This is a genomic window from Pantoea sp. SM3640, assembly GCF_015654165.1.
Classification (GTDB): Bacteria; Pseudomonadota; Gammaproteobacteria; order Enterobacterales; family Enterobacteriaceae; genus Pantoea; species Pantoea vagans.
The window spans coordinates 1322458-1336637 of the sequence record NZ_CP064872.1; the positions used below are offsets into that span (position 1 = coordinate 1322458).

12 protein-coding genes and 1 tRNA gene are annotated in these 14180 nt (G+C 55.3%); 12 read left to right on the forward strand and 1 reads right to left on the reverse strand.

Going from position 1 to position 14180, the window contains the following annotated elements:
• The first annotated feature begins 14 nt into the window (after window positions 1-14).
• The 5 genes from IV493_RS05970 to IV493_RS05990 all read left to right on the forward strand — a co-directional run bounded on the left by IV493_RS05970 (window position 15) and on the right by IV493_RS05990 (window position 3206).
• On the forward strand, window positions 15-1316 hold the full coding sequence (locus IV493_RS05970) for an LLM class flavin-dependent oxidoreductase (RefSeq protein WP_195857901.1): 1302 nt from the start codon (window positions 15-17) through the stop codon (window positions 1314-1316).
• Between the two features lie 189 nt (window positions 1317-1505).
• Entirely contained in the window at window positions 1506-1787 is a 282-nt protein-coding gene (locus tag IV493_RS05975) for a hypothetical protein (protein ID WP_195857902.1), read from the forward strand.
• A gap of 97 nt (window positions 1788-1884) precedes the next feature.
• Window positions 1885-2286, forward strand: a complete 402-nt coding sequence (locus IV493_RS05980) for a cell envelope integrity TolA C-terminal domain-containing protein (RefSeq protein ID WP_195857903.1) — start codon at window positions 1885-1887, stop codon at window positions 2284-2286.
• Window positions 2287-2545: 259 nt separating this feature from the next.
• Window positions 2546-2899, forward strand: coding sequence for a type II toxin-antitoxin system RelE/ParE family toxin (locus tag IV493_RS05985; protein WP_195857904.1), 354 nt, complete (start codon window positions 2546-2548; stop codon window positions 2897-2899).
• A 4-nt stretch (window positions 2900-2903) separates the two neighbouring features.
• On the forward strand, window positions 2904-3206 hold the full coding sequence (locus IV493_RS05990; protein WP_013358385.1) for a helix-turn-helix domain-containing protein: 303 nt from the start codon (window positions 2904-2906) through the stop codon (window positions 3204-3206).
• An 88-nt stretch (window positions 3207-3294) separates the two neighbouring features.
• On the opposite strand, the gene IV493_RS05995 is transcribed toward IV493_RS05990, so the two are convergent.
• Window positions 3295-3370 (reverse strand) — tRNA-Asn (locus tag IV493_RS05995).
• A gap of 505 nt (window positions 3371-3875) precedes the next feature.
• Here IV493_RS05995 and IV493_RS06000 point away from each other — a divergent pair.
• The 7 genes from IV493_RS06000 to IV493_RS06030 all read left to right on the forward strand — a co-directional run bounded on the left by IV493_RS06000 (window position 3876) and on the right by IV493_RS06030 (window position 14153).
• Window positions 3876-4799: a sugar ABC transporter substrate-binding protein gene (locus IV493_RS06000; RefSeq protein ID WP_013358384.1), complete on the forward strand. Its 924-nt coding sequence runs from the start codon at window positions 3876-3878 to the stop codon at window positions 4797-4799.
• Between the two features lie 32 nt (window positions 4800-4831).
• A complete protein-coding gene (locus IV493_RS06005) occupies window positions 4832-6316 on the forward strand; it encodes a sugar ABC transporter ATP-binding protein (protein WP_013358383.1) in 1485 nt (494 codons plus the stop codon).
• A gap of 23 nt (window positions 6317-6339) precedes the next feature.
• Window positions 6340-7365: an ABC transporter permease gene (locus tag IV493_RS06010; RefSeq protein WP_179291192.1), complete on the forward strand. Its 1026-nt coding sequence runs from the start codon at window positions 6340-6342 to the stop codon at window positions 7363-7365.
• 453 nt (window positions 7366-7818) lie between these two features.
• Window positions 7819-8736 (forward strand): nitrogen assimilation transcriptional regulator NAC, encoded by a 918-nt coding sequence (gene nac, locus IV493_RS06015; RefSeq protein WP_033783480.1) that lies wholly within the window; start codon window positions 7819-7821, stop codon window positions 8734-8736.
• 922 nt (window positions 8737-9658) lie between these two features.
• Entirely contained in the window at window positions 9659-10618 is a 960-nt protein-coding gene (cbl, locus tag IV493_RS06020; protein ID WP_013358380.1) for an HTH-type transcriptional regulator Cbl, read from the forward strand.
• 160 nt (window positions 10619-10778) lie between these two features.
• Window positions 10779-12236 carry an NAD-dependent succinate-semialdehyde dehydrogenase gene (locus IV493_RS06025; RefSeq protein WP_195857905.1) on the forward strand — a complete coding sequence of 486 codons (1458 nt, stop codon included), beginning with the start codon at window positions 10779-10781 and terminating at the stop codon, window positions 12234-12236.
• A gap of 447 nt (window positions 12237-12683) precedes the next feature.
• The gene (locus tag IV493_RS06030; protein WP_195857906.1) at window positions 12684-14153 is read left to right on the forward strand and encodes an aldehyde dehydrogenase; all 1470 of its coding nucleotides are present in this window, start codon (window positions 12684-12686) and stop codon (window positions 14151-14153) included.
• The last annotated feature ends 27 nt before the right edge of the window (window positions 14154-14180 follow it).

Below are 14180 nucleotides of genomic sequence, written 5' to 3' on the forward strand. Positions count from 1 at the left end.
ACCAGGAATCGTTTATGAACTCTGCAACTTCACCACGTCGCCTGCGGCTCGGCCTGTTTGTTCAACCTGTGGGTCAGCACGTCAGTGGCTGGCGTCTGACCGAACAACTGGGCGATCCCACCGATATTGACTGGCTGATCGCCCTGGCAAAAAAAGCCGAAGCGGGTAAGTTCGACCTCTTTTTTGTGGGTGATGCCCTGGCAACCAGCATGTATCGTCTGCCGTCCACCATGGCCCGTCTTGAACCCCTGACGATGCTGGCGGCGCTGGCAGTCAATACCCGGCACATTGGCCTGGCCGCGACCGCCTCCACCACTTTCAGCGATCCCTTTACGCTGGCGCGCAGCTTCTCATCGCTGGATCACATCAGCCGGGGCCGTGCCGCGTGGAACGTCGTCACCTCGTTTTCCACAGACGTTGCACGTAACTTCAGCCGCAGCGACATGCCCGATCATGCTTCACGCTACGCCCGTGCGCGTGAGTTCCTTGAGGTAGCCTGTAAACTGTGGGCGGGCTGGGAAGAGGGCGCCGTGCAGCCGGATAAAGCGACCGGAAACTATTTTGTTGATGAGAAGATCCAGCCGATTAATCATCAGGGTGAACATTTTCAGGTGCAGGGTCCACTGAATATCACCCGTTCGCCGCAGGGCCGTCCGGTGATTATCGAAGCGGGTTCATCGGCGGATGGTCAGAAGCTGGCGGCGGAGACGGCGGAAGTGATCTTTACCGCCTCTGCCAGTCTGGAGGAAGCGCAATCCTTCTATCGTGCGCAGAAGGCGCAGGTGGTGGCTGCCGGACGTAACCCGGATCAGGTGGTGATCATGCCTGGCGTCATGCCGATTATTGGCCGCACGCGCGAAGACGCTAAGGCGCTGTGGAAAGCGCTGAATACGCTGGTGGATATTGAGAATGGGCTGCGTCAGCTCTCACTGCGGTTCAGCATGGATCTCAGTCAGTATCCGCTGGATGGCCCGGTGCCGGAGGTGCCGCTGGGCGAAGGGAACCAGAGCCGCGTTAAGCTGATGACCGATATGGCAAAACGCGAAAACCTGACGCTGCGCGAACTGGCCGCCGTCGCCGCCGGTTCACGCGGGCACCGCGTGATTGTCGGTACGGCTGAGGATATCGCCGATGATTTCCAGCTGTGGCTGGAGCAGGGCGGTGCGGATGGCTTCAACATCATGCCCGCCATCATGCCGGAACAGCTCGATCTGTTTGTGGAACGGGTGATTCCGGAACTACGCCGTCGCGGGCTGTTTCGTGAGGAGTATGAGTTTGCCACGCTGCGGGAGAATCTGGGACTGGACGTGATTTAACAGCCGGGCTTATTTTCATCGCGTGGAATGTTGTCGCCTGTATCGCACGGAATCTGCCAGAAGATGACGTGCGGTTAGTTTAACCAGCACGAAATCTGTATCGTGCCTCACGCTTTACCAAAACCGTTTTGCAAATCACTGCCTGCCCGATATAACAGACATTCACTCTACTGACCGCGAGCTCACTGAATGTCAGACTACAGATTCTATTCCAGAGGCAAACACACCGTTGCATTGAAAAGATCAGACGTAAACCGGGCTTCAGATCTGACAGAGCAGGGGTATAAAAAAGAGTTTGAGGAAGTGCGTGCATCAGATGAAACACAGGCGCTGGCACGCTTCGCGGATATCCGCAGGAACCAGCATATCGACCAGCACAACTTCCTGGCGGGCGCAGCGACCATGCCGCTGATTGGCGTGCTGACAGCCGTAGCTACTTTTCTCTTCTGGCGTAAAAGAGCAGGAAAGTAGAGCTATTCTGATGCAGAGAGTCAGGGTTTAGCTGTTTGGATTTCCCGCTTCACCAGGGCACAGATTCCGTTGCCTCTTCACTTAAAAGGACTTATCCATGAAAAAGATCATCGCTATTTTCTGCTGCATTCTGTCAGCTGGTTGTGCGCCTCTCACACCACATGAATGTATTAAAAAAAGCGCACTTGATAGCTGTAGTTATAAACGTGCAGGAAAAGTCAGTGACAAAGATATCTATGGCCAGCAGGCATCGGGTATTAAAAAGTCACTGGATGCTGCGCTGTCAGCACCGCACGCCTGGAACGGGAAACGCTGTAATGTGCATCTGGATTTTAAAAAGGATGGCACCCTGGAGAACTTTATTATCAAAAGGGGCGATAAAGATTACTGTCAGGCACTAGCCGAGGCAGCAAAACGCGCCAGATTCCCGGCGTTTACCGATCAGCATGTTTTTGACGTAATGGGATCGGCGCGCTGGAATATGGAAGGGCAACCCTGACACGCATTAAACCGTTAATTCCGAACGCCCGCCCGGTTAAGCCCAGGCGGGCTTCTTTATTTGCAGGCACATTCCTCATCCCGTAGCAAATCCGTTACCGCTCGCAAATCATTGCAAATTTTATGCGCAGAACACAGACAGAATAGAACCCCTCTCTGCTATTTGATTAAAGACCGCTGCCTTCCACATTCCGCTACATCACACTCGGTTATCGCTTTACACCTATATAGTATCTGACCTATATTGATAAGGAGATCGCGTGTGGATGATTAAAACGACAGAGCGGTTTGATCGCTGGTTTACGTTGCTTAATGACAGCGATCGCGCCTGCGTGCTGGCTGCATTGATGGTGTTGCGGGAAAAGGGGCCGGGATTAAGCCGACCCTATGCGGATACGATTAAAGGTTCCGCTTATAGCAACATGAAAGAGTTACGTATCCAGAGCCGCGGCGACCCAATAAGGGCTTTCTTTGCTTTTGACCCGAACCGCACGGCAATGGTGCTGTGTGCCGGTAATAAGGCGGGCAATGAAAAGCGATTTTATCGGGAGATGCTTCCGGTTGCCGATCGGGAATTCACACACTGGCTAAAAAGCTTTAACCATAAGGAGTAGCGTGATGGGCAGAACGCTGGAACAGCTTATTGCGGATGAAAAACCGGAAGTCGTTGCCGACGCACAGGCTATGGCGACCGAAATCCTGCTCAACATTCACCTTGCCGAGCTGCGTGAGAAAGTGCAGAAAACGCAGGTGGAAATGGCGCAGGCGCTGGGCATCACACAGCCGACCGTGGCGGGTATGGAAAAGCCGGGGCGTGACCTGAAGCTTTCCACGCTCAAACGCTACGTCGATGCGGCGGGGGGGAAACTGCGGCTGGTGGTGGAGCTGCCGGATGGTTCCCACTTCGGGTTCGTGGTGTAAGCCTCTGGCGTGAAAACCATGCCGCCGTGATTAAAAACATCAATGCAAAAAGCCCGCTCAGGTTTCCCTGAGCGGGCTTTTCTAATTCTGGCTCCTCTGACTGGACTCGAACCAGTGACATACGGATTAACAGTCCGCCGTTCTACCGACTGAACTACAGAGGAATCGCTTGAACGGGGCGAATATTAACGGCGCTGATCCCGCTTGTCAAAGCCCTGTTTACTGAATTGCGTTCAGATGCTCGTAAAAGCAGCGGATTGGCGGTTTTTACGCAAATCTGCTGGCTTTTCAAACTGCCAACAGGATCTCACTTTGCGGGCATTTCTCGGCAGATGTTAGAGGCATGTCAAAGTTTTGTTGTTTGCCGATGTTAAAACAACCGTTTCAGTGCTTTTATGATAAAAATTTCAAAAAGACATTATATGGAACAAATAAACTGCTTATCATCACGGTCGTGATTATCATCCGGAAATGAAACGGCATTTTTAAACTAACTGTTTGCAGATCAAGTGATTGTGAAAAGGAGTGGTCGATCACAAAAATAGCCATAACCTGAAGTCTTACCTCAAATTTCCTGAAACAGACGCCAGACAGGCTGGGTGAATGTAAAAGATATTTTTCATTCGCGGGTACAGCCGCTGAGCAAGTTAACAAATAAGAAGGGTCCCTATGAACATTAAAAAAACGATTGTCGCCTCACTGTTAGCCTGCATGTTACCTGCCGCGGTTATGGCAAAAGATATCTCAGTGGGCGTCTCGATGGCGCTGTTTGATGACAACTTCCTGACGATTCTGCGTACTTCAATGCAGAAGGAGATGCAGAAAGATGGTGTTAAAGGCCAGGTTGAGGATGCAAAGGGTGACGTTTCACAACAGCTTCAGCAGGTTCAGAACTTCATCGGCCAGGGTGTTGATGCCCTGATCGTTAACCCGGTCGACACCAACGCGGTGAAACCGATTATGGATCAGGCAAGCAAAGCGGGCATTCCGCTTGTATTTGTTAACCGCCGTCCAGGGGCTGAACTCACCGGCAAAATGGCCTATGTGGGTTCCGATTCAGAACTGGCCGGGCGGTTACAGATGGAAGCGCTGGCGAAAGCAATGAACGGCAAAGGCAACGTCGCCATTCTGATGGGTGACCTGGCGAATGAATCGACCCGCGACCGTACCAAAGGTGTGGAAGAAGTGGCCGCTAAATATCCTGGCATCAAAATTGTTCAGAAGCAGACCGCCAAATTTACCCGTAACGACGCGGTGGATGTGGTCAGTAACTGGATGACGGCCGGTGATGAAATCAATGCTATCGCGTCGAACAACGATGAAATGGCAATTGGTGCGCTGCAGGCACTGGGTAAAAACCCGAACAAAATCCTGATTGCTGGCGTCGATGGTACACCTGATGCGCTGCAGATGCTGAAGCAGGGCAAGATGGTCGCCACCGTATTCCAGGATGCGAAGGGCCAGGGTGAAGGCTCGGTACAGACGGCGATCAAACTGGTGAAAGGCGAACAAGTCCAGAAAATTATCAACATCCCTTACCAGCTGATTACTAAAGAAAATATGGAACAGTTTACCCAGCGTAACCTGAAATAATCGTTCCCGACCCAGCTGTACGGAGGTGATGTATGAACGCGTTTGCGCTTGAAGCCGAAGGCATCAGCAAGTTCTTCCCCGGCGTCAAAGCCCTCGACAACGTGTCGTTGCGGGTGCGTCCGGGAACGGTACATGCCTTGATGGGCGAAAATGGCGCGGGCAAATCCACTTTAATGAAGTGCCTTATCGGGATGTATCGTCCCGATAAGGGCACCATCAAAATTAAAGGGGAGCCGGTGCAGTTTCAGGACACCATGGACGCGTTGCGTTCCGGCATTTCAATGATCCACCAGGAACTCAATCTGGTGCCTTACATGACCGTCGCCGAGAATATCTGGCTGGGCCGTGAGCCGATGAAGTTTGGCTTTGTCGACCACGCCCGACTTAATCAGAAGACACAGGAACTGCTCAACCGCCTGAATATCCGCCTGAAAGCCGAGCGGATGGTGGGCGAGCTGAGCATTGCGTCGCAGCAGATGGTCGAGATTGCCAAAGCGGTCTCCTGGGATTCAGACATCGTCATTATGGATGAGCCGACCTCCGCGCTGACGGAAACCGAAGTGGCGCATCTGTTTACCATCATTCGCGATCTGCGGGAGCAGGGTAAAGCCATCATCTACATCAGCCACAAGATGGATGAGATTTTCAACATCACCGATGAAGTCAGTATTTTTCGCGACGGCAGCTGGATCGCCAGCGATCAGACGGCGAAATATACCCGTCAGTCGCTGATTACACAGATGGTAGGACGCGAGCTGACGCAGTTGTTCCCGAAATTCAACAGTGCCATCGGGGAAGAGGTGCTGACGGTGCGTAATCTCACCTGCAAAGATCGTTTCACCGATGTCAGTTTCAGCGTGCGCCGGGGTGAAATCCTCGGCGTCGCCGGGCTGGTGGGGGCCGGTCGCAGCGAGGTGATGGAGAGCCTGTTCGGCATGGAGAGTTTCGATAGCGGTGAGATCCTGATTGATGGCGTACCGGTGACGATCGACTCACCCTCAACCGCGATTGAAAAGGGCATGGCGTTCCTGACCGAGGACCGTAAAAAGTCCGGCCTGTTTCTGGTGCTGTCGGTGATGGAGAACATGAGCATCGTCAACATGCCGGAGTACAGCGGCAAAAGCGGTTTTGTCAGTCATGTGAAGATGGCGCAGGACTGCATGGAGCAAATCCGTCGGCTCAACATCAAAACGCCGACCATGGATCAGATCATCAATAACCTCAGCGGCGGTAATCAGCAGAAGGTTCTGATTGCCCGCTGGCTGCTGGCACAACCGAAGATTCTGATTCTGGACGAACCGACGCGCGGTATAGACGTCGGTGCAAAAGCGGAGATTTACCGCTTAATCAGTGAACTCGCCAACCGTGGCGTAGCTATCATCATGGTCTCCTCTGAACTGCCGGAAATCCTTGGCATGAGCGACCGGGTGATGGTGATGCACGGCGGGCGTATAACCGGCATCCTCGATAAAGAAGAAGCCGATCAGGAAACCATTCTGTCGTTGGCATCCGAGTGAGGCGCGAGACCACTATGAGCAATATGAAAGCTACTGCTACCCCGGCAGCCCCGCAGCAACCCTCTTTTTTTGCCAGCCTGCGCCATAAACTGCCGAAAGATACCGGCATTTTTGTGGTGATGGTGGGGATTGCATTGATTTTTGAAATGTTTGGCTGGTACGTGCGTGACCAGTCTTTCCTGCTCAACACCAACCGTCTGATCCTGATTGTCCTGCAGGTGGCGATTATCGGGATTATCGCCGTTGGCGTGACCCAGGTCATTATCACCACCGGTATCGATCTCTCGTCCGGTTCCGTCATCGCCCTGGCGGCGGTGGTCGCCGCCAGTCTGGCGCAGACCTCTGACAGCCTGTCGCCGATGTATCCGTCGCTGGTTAATATGCCTGCGGTGATCCCTATCGCGGCCGGTATCGGTGTTGGTCTGCTGGCGGGTGCGGTCAATGGTGTACTGATTACCCGCACCGGCATTCCGCCCTTCATTGCCACGCTGGGCATGATGGTGTCGGCACGCGGTCTGGCGCAGTATTACACTCAGGGTAATCCCATCAGCTTCCTTTCCGATGGCTTTACCTCAATCGGTCAGGGTGCCATGCCGGTCGTGATTTTCCTGGTGGTGGCACTGCTGTTTCACATCGCCCTGAAACATACCCGCTACGGTAAATATGTTTACGCCATTGGCGGCAACATGACCTCGGCGAAAGTCTCCGGTATCAACGTTAATAAGTATCTGATCATCGTCTACACCATTGCCGGCGCGCTCTCTGGCCTGGCGGGTGTGGTACTGGCGGCGCGCGTCAGCAGCGGCCAGTCGAGTATGGGGATGTCCTACGAGCTGGATGCGATTGCCGCAGCCGTTATCGGCGGCAGCAGCCTGATGGGCGGTGTCGGCCGTATCACCGGCACATTAATCGGTGCCGTTATTCTTGGCCTGATTAAAAGCGGATTCACCTTCGTGGGTGTCGATGCCTATATTCAGGACATCATCAAAGGGGTGATCATCGTCGCTGCGGTCTCTATCGACATGCACCGTAACCGTAAAAAACGTTAATCAGAAGGCGTTGCCTTCTTCCGCAACGGGAGAGGGCAACGGTTGCTTTTTTGTCTTCAGGAAGCGTCAGCGATAAGAAATCCCGCTGATAGCGGTTACATTCTCAGTCTGTTGGTTAATGCTTTCCTGTAAGCCCGGCAAGCCTTCATCCGGTGCAATACGTTTCCACTGCACTAAAACTGTACAGCCCGTCATCACTTTTCTGCACGTCTGACTCGCAGCATCTGCACTGCCACAGTGCGTCCGCTCGACTCCTCTGTTGCTATTACGCATTCCTGATCCTTATTAACCCTTAAGAGGTAATCAGAAACGCTTATTTTCCGGGCCGTTAGGAAAAATCTGGCTGACGGGCAAGGCGCAGGATTTAAACCTGGCCTGCATCTTGCAAAATCTCTGTTATCAGAGCGATGGGCCAGACACCTTTCGCTATTCAGGGTAAGTGACGGAGGCAAGATGAATTTAAGACGACTGAAGTACTTTGTGAAAATCGTCGATATCGGCAGTCTGACGCAGGCAGCGGAAGTGCTGCACATCGCGCAGCCTGCACTCAGTCAGCAGGTGGCAACGCTGGAGAATGAGCTGGATCAGCAACTCCTGATCCGCACCAAGCGCGGCGTCACGCCAACGGAAGCCGGAAAGATTCTCTATGGTCATGCGCGTACTATTCTGCGCCAGTGCGAGCAGGCCCAGACGGCGGTCATTAATGCCGGTCAGGTGCTGAGCGGCCAGGTATCAATTGGTCTGGCACCCGGCACAGCAGCCTCCTCGCTGACCATGCCGCTGCTGCAAACCGTTCGCGATCAGTTTCCTGAAGTACTGGTCTACCTGCATGAAAACAGCGGCAGCGTGTTGAATGAGAAAGTGATGAATGGTCAGCTGGATATGGCGGTACTGTACGATCGCGCTCCGACTGCCGGCATCAACAGCATGCCGCTGATGAAAGAAGATCTCTTCCTGGTCGGCGCTACCGACTACCCAGGTGCCAGCGTCGATCTGGCCGATGTAGCGCAGATGAGCCTGTTTTTACCCCGCGACTACAGCGCAGTGCGCAAACGGGTTGATGAGGCCTTTTCACTGCGTCGCCTGAGTGCGCGCATCATTGGTGAAATCGAATCGATTTCAACCCTGACCGCAGCCATTTCCAGCGGCATGGGTGTCACCGTATTACCTGAATCGGCCGCCCGTGCGCTGGTAGGTTCAACCGATGCCTGGATGTCACGCATCAACAGCCCGTCACTGAGTCTGCCGCTGTCGCTGAACATCTCAGCCCGGTTGCCGCTGTCGCCTTCTGCACAGGCCGTGAAAAATATCCTGCTGTCGCTGCTGAATAAGCCGCTGAGTGAGGAGCGGGAGTTGATGTTAGTGGGGTAGGGGTGCTTGCAGCGGACCTTTAGCTAAGCTTTGCAGCGCGTTCATACTGAGCAGGTTACGCCCGCCAGGCGGTGGGGAGTTTCAGGTCGCCTGAGCAGGCGGACGTGTCAAGGGGCGTACGGACGCCCCTTGACAATCCCGGTGTCCGGCAGCCTGCGCGCCCCACTTCGCGGGGTCCCTTCGTCACGCCCTGCGGCCAGCGGACCGTCCGGACGCGCCATCCCTGGCGCGAACCGTCCTTTCGCCGACGTCCTGTCGGCTCATCCTCGCCTCCGGTTGTTCCTCAGCGCTTCGGACGCCTCTGAAAAACCCCCCGCCTGCAAAATTTTTATGTTTTTTGGGTGCAGCGTTGTCTGCTGTCGAATGACAACTCCGGAAACATAAAGCGATGAGATACCCCACACAAAAAGAAGAGATAACAGCGAGGGGGTTGGGGAGGCCGTCAGAACTGCTGAGCGGATGAGGTATTTCAGGACGAGCGACAGGGATGTCGCGAAGAGGCGGGTTCGCGCCAGGGATGGCGCGTCCCGGCGGTCCGTGAGAAATCCTGAAGAAGCGAAGGGACCGCGAAGCGGCGGTGAAGCAGGCCGGAGCCGGGGGTCAAGGGGGCGCGGCGACTGGCGCCCCTTGTCGGTCGCCTGCAGAGGCGTTACTGAAAATGCCCAGCCTGCCAGGCGAACGAAACCTCTCTCAGAGCCTGTTCGTGCAGCGAAGACTACAGCTTCAACTCCACAGAGCCCGTTCGCGCAGCGAACACCCGTTAAGCCCGTGCTGCCCGGCCAATCATCTCAGCGCGTTCGCACAACCTCAGTCCCACCCCGTTATTCCCTAAAGTCATAAAGCCAAATTTTTTAGTATTTCCTGTTATCAATAATAGTTCTTAACATCAGGGAATCAGATTATGTAAAGAGAGGTAAATGTCGTGAATTTCCAGCAGCTTAAAATCATCCGCGAGGCGGCCCGCTGTGAGTTTAACTTAACGGAAGTCGCTAACACGCTGTTTACCTCCCAGTCAGGTGTCAGTCGGCACATTCGTGACCTGGAAGATGAACTGGGTGTTGAGATCTTTATTCGTCGCGGTAAGCGCCTGCTGGGAATGACCGAACCGGGTAAAGCGCTGCTGACCATCGCCGAACGCATCCTCGATGAAGCAGGGAAGGTACGACGTCTGGCCGATGTCTTTACTAATGAAACCAGCGGCATTCTGACAATTGCAACGACCCATACTCAGGCGCGCTACAGTCTGCCGAAAATCATTAAAGCGTTTCGTCAGCTCTATCCCAACGTTCGTCTGGAACTCAACCAGGGATCGCCGCAGGAAATTGTCACCATGCTGCTGGCGGGTGAAGCGGACATCGGCATCGCCAGTGAAATGCTGGTCAATAACAGCAGCCTGGCGGCATTCCCCTGGTTCAGCTGGCATCATGCGTTGCTGGTGCCGAAAGATCATGAGCTGGTACAGAATCAACCGGTTTCACTGAGCACCCTCAGCCGTTATCCCCTCATTACTTACCGCCAGGGTATCACCGGTCGTTCGCGGGTTGACCGTGCCTTCCAGTCGGCGGGTTTAAAACCGGACATCGTGCTCAGCGCCCAGGACTCCGACGTGGTGAAAACCTACGTTAAACTTGGTCTGGGCGTCGGGATACTGGCCGATCAGGCGTGTGAAACGGAAGAGAGTGAAGAGCTGGTACGCATCGACGCCACGCATCTGTTTGATGCCAGCACCGTCTGGCTCGGCCTCAAGCGGGGACAGCTGCAGCGCAATTATGTCTGGCAGTTCCTGGAACTCTGTAACGCTAATCTGTCGCTGGAGGAGATCAAACGCCAGGCGCTCTCCTACAGTAATGACGACGAACCGGTCATCGACTTCCAGATTTAAAGCGCGTGCGCATCCCACCGGATGCGCGCACATTTCCGCACAGCATAAAATTTCAAATCCCCGCGAAAAACTCGCTTAGCGACCTTTCTGACCCCGCACAACAACATCCTGCGCTGACCCGGCGCGATAAAGTGGAATCAGCTGACCACAAGGGGATGTTATGTCGCGATTACAACTTAAAGACAGCGATCTGCTGCGCCAGCAGGCGTTATTTGCCGGACGCTGGCAGGATGCACATCAGGGTGCCACGCTGCCGGTTACCGATCCCGCCACGGGCGAAACGCTGGCGACCATACCGGCGCTGGGCCGTGCGGAAACAGAGCAGGCGATAGCCTATGCGGAAACGGTTCGCATCAGCTGGGGAAAAACCACTAACGCCAGCCGTGCCGCGCTGCTGGAAAAATGGCATCAACTGATTATTGAACATGCTGACGACCTGGCGATCATCATGACCGCAGAGCAGGGCAAACCGCTGGCGGAAGCCAGAGGCGAAGTGCTCTACGGGGCCAGCTTTGTGAAATGGTTCGCGGAAGAGGCGCGCCGTGTCTATGGCGACACCATTCCCGCGCCCAGTGACGACCGGCGCATTCTGGTGCTGAAACAGCCGGTAGGCGTTGCCGCCGCCATCACTCCCTGGAACTTCCCGATTGCGATGATCACCCGTAAGGTGGCCCCCGCGCTGGCCGCCGGATGCCCGATTATCGTCAAACCCTCTGAATTAACGCCGCTCTCTGCGCTGGCCCTCGCGGTGCTGGCAGAACGTGCCGGTTTCCCGTCAGGTGTGTTACAGGTGCTGACCGGCCTGCCCATTGAGATTGGCGCGGCACTGACTGGTAGCCGTACGGTGCGTAAAATCTCCTTCACCGGCTCAACCCGCATTGGGCAGTTATTGATGCAGCAGAGCGCTGACAGCATCAAACGTCTGAGCCTGGAGCTGGGCGGCAACGCGCCGCTGATCGTGTTCGATGATGCCGACATTGAGATTGCGGTCGCGGGCGTCATGCTCAGCAAGTTCCGCAACGCCGGGCAGACCTGCGTCTGCGCCAACCGCATCCTGGTGCAGCGCAACATCTATCCACGCTTCACCGCGCGACTGCTGGAGGCGGTCGCCACCCTGAAAGTGGGGGATGGCTTTGCGCCCGACAGCACCATGGGTCCGCTGATTAACCCACGTGCGGTAGAGAAGGTGAATGGTCACATCGATGATGCGCTCAGCCAGGGTGCCACGCTGCTGACCGGCGGCATCAGCCAGGATAATGGTACTTTTGTTCAGCCTACGGTGCTCGGCGAGGTCACGTCCAGCATGCGCATTGCTCATGAGGAGACATTCGGTCCGGTCGCGCCGCTGTTTATCTTTGATGATGAGGATGAGGCCATCGCAATGGCGAATGACACGCCCTACGGACTGGGCGCCTACTTCTTTACCGAAAATATCCGGCGTGCCTGGCGGGTGGCGGAAGCGTTGGAGTTTGGCATGGTCGGCTTTAATACCGGCGCGATTTCTCTTGAAGTTGCCCCCTTTGGAGGCGTGAAACTTTCCGGTATTGGCCGGGAAGGATCCCGCTACGGAATGGATGAATATCTGGAACAGAAAACTTTTCACATCGGCAGTCTGTAATTAAATATGACCAAAACGCCAGCCGGACGATCCGGCTGGCGTTTTTTTATGCCTGACGCACAGAATTATTTCCACGGCGTCAAATAATCCTCTTTAAAAAGTAAAGAATTTATCAGGGATGTGAGGCCGGTCGGTAAATCGGTGTGTCATGAGTGCAGAAGTGAGCAGCCTGAGCCGGAATATCCGCTTTGGTGCAATTTCCGTGCAGGTTGCACCAGCAGGGCGCATAAATTTTGTGAAGTAAATCATCTGTTTAATTGTTCGGCAAATCCGCAAAAATTACCCCGGCAATACGGCAGAAAATTTTTTTGCGCTGTTTTAAACGCATTTTTATTTTTTGCCCGGCTGGCATACTTTCTGCATTAGCTTATTAACAGCGCAGAAATCGCCAGTTAAAAACGCTATTAAGCCAGCAACTGATGGGTGTTACAAATAAGGAATTCTTCCATGTTAAGTTTCGACCCTGAAAAAGTTTCTCTTCCGGCTGGCCATTATATTGGCGGCCAGCACTGCCAGAGTCAGGGCGCAGCCTTTGAGGTTAAACGTCCCTCTGATGGCAGGGGCTATGCCACGCTGCAGGACGCCACGCCGCAGGATGTTGATCGTGCCGTCACCGTGGCGCATCAGGCGCTGAAAACCAGCGGCTGGTCTGGCTGTCCGCCGCGTGAACGCGGTCGCGTGTTACGCCGCTGGGCTGACCTGATAGAGCAGGACGCGCTGCTGGCTCAGCTGGAAGCGCTGGGCTCAACCCGGCCCATCAGCGACGTGGTGCTGCACGAAATTCCGTTTACCGCCGAAGCAATTCGCTTTTACGCCGAATGCGCGGACAAATACAGCGGCGATCTCTTTCCCACCCGCGACAGCAGCCTCGGCATGCTGATTGCGGAACCCTATGGCGTCATCGCCGCGATTACCCCGTGGAATTTTCCGCTGTCGATGGCGTCGTGGAAATGCGGACCCGCGCTGGCAGCAGGCAATGCGGTGGTGCTGAAACCCTCTGAACTGACCCCGTTTTCGACGGTGCGCATGGCTGAACTGGCGATTCAGGCGGGCCTGCCAGCGGGCGTGCTGAACATTGTGCAGGGCAGTGGCGCGGTGACCGGCAGTGCGCTGGTGAAACATCCACTGGTGCGCAAAGTCTCGTTTACCGGCTCGACCCTGACCGGCGCGCGCATCATGAGCGATGCCGCGCAGCACGGCATGAAACCGGTGACGCTGGAGCTGGGCGGCAAAAGCCCGCAGCTGGTATTTGATGATGCGGGTGACCTTGAGGTGCTGGCTCAGCGCATTCTGCGCGGCTTCACTGCCAACGGCGGTCAGGCCTGCGTGGCGGGCACCCGTCTTATTGTGCAGCGCAACATTGCCGATCCGCTGGTTGAGCAGCTGGCCCAGCTTTGCCGGGAAGTGAAACCGGGCGTCACCTGGCAGGAGGGCAGCCGCTACGCGCCGCTGATCGATGAACGCCAGGGCAACAAAGTCTGCTCGGTCATTGAAGCCGCAAAAGCGCAGGGCGCAGAGGTGCTGGTGGGCGGAGAGCGCTTTGCCGACACGGACAACGGCTGGTTCTGGCAGCCGACGCTGCTGAGCCATGTGGCGCAGGATAACCCGGCGGTTCAGCAGGAGATTTTTGGTCCGGTGCTGACGGTACAGACGTTTGATGATGAAGAGCAGGGACTGGCGATGGCCGCCCACGACACCTACGGCCTCTGCGCCGGTGTCCACACACTGAGCCTGCCGCGCGCGCTGCGGGCGATGCGGGCGATTGACGCAGGCACCGTCTGGATTAACCGCTATGGCCGCTCCGGCGACTTCATCATTCCTACCGGCGGTTTTCTCGGCTCCGGCATTGGCAAAGATTTAGGGCGTCAGGCGTTTCAGGCCTGCCAGCGCCAGAAGAGCGTACTCATCGATTTCTAAGCGCAACTGACAAGACGAGGGTGTTAC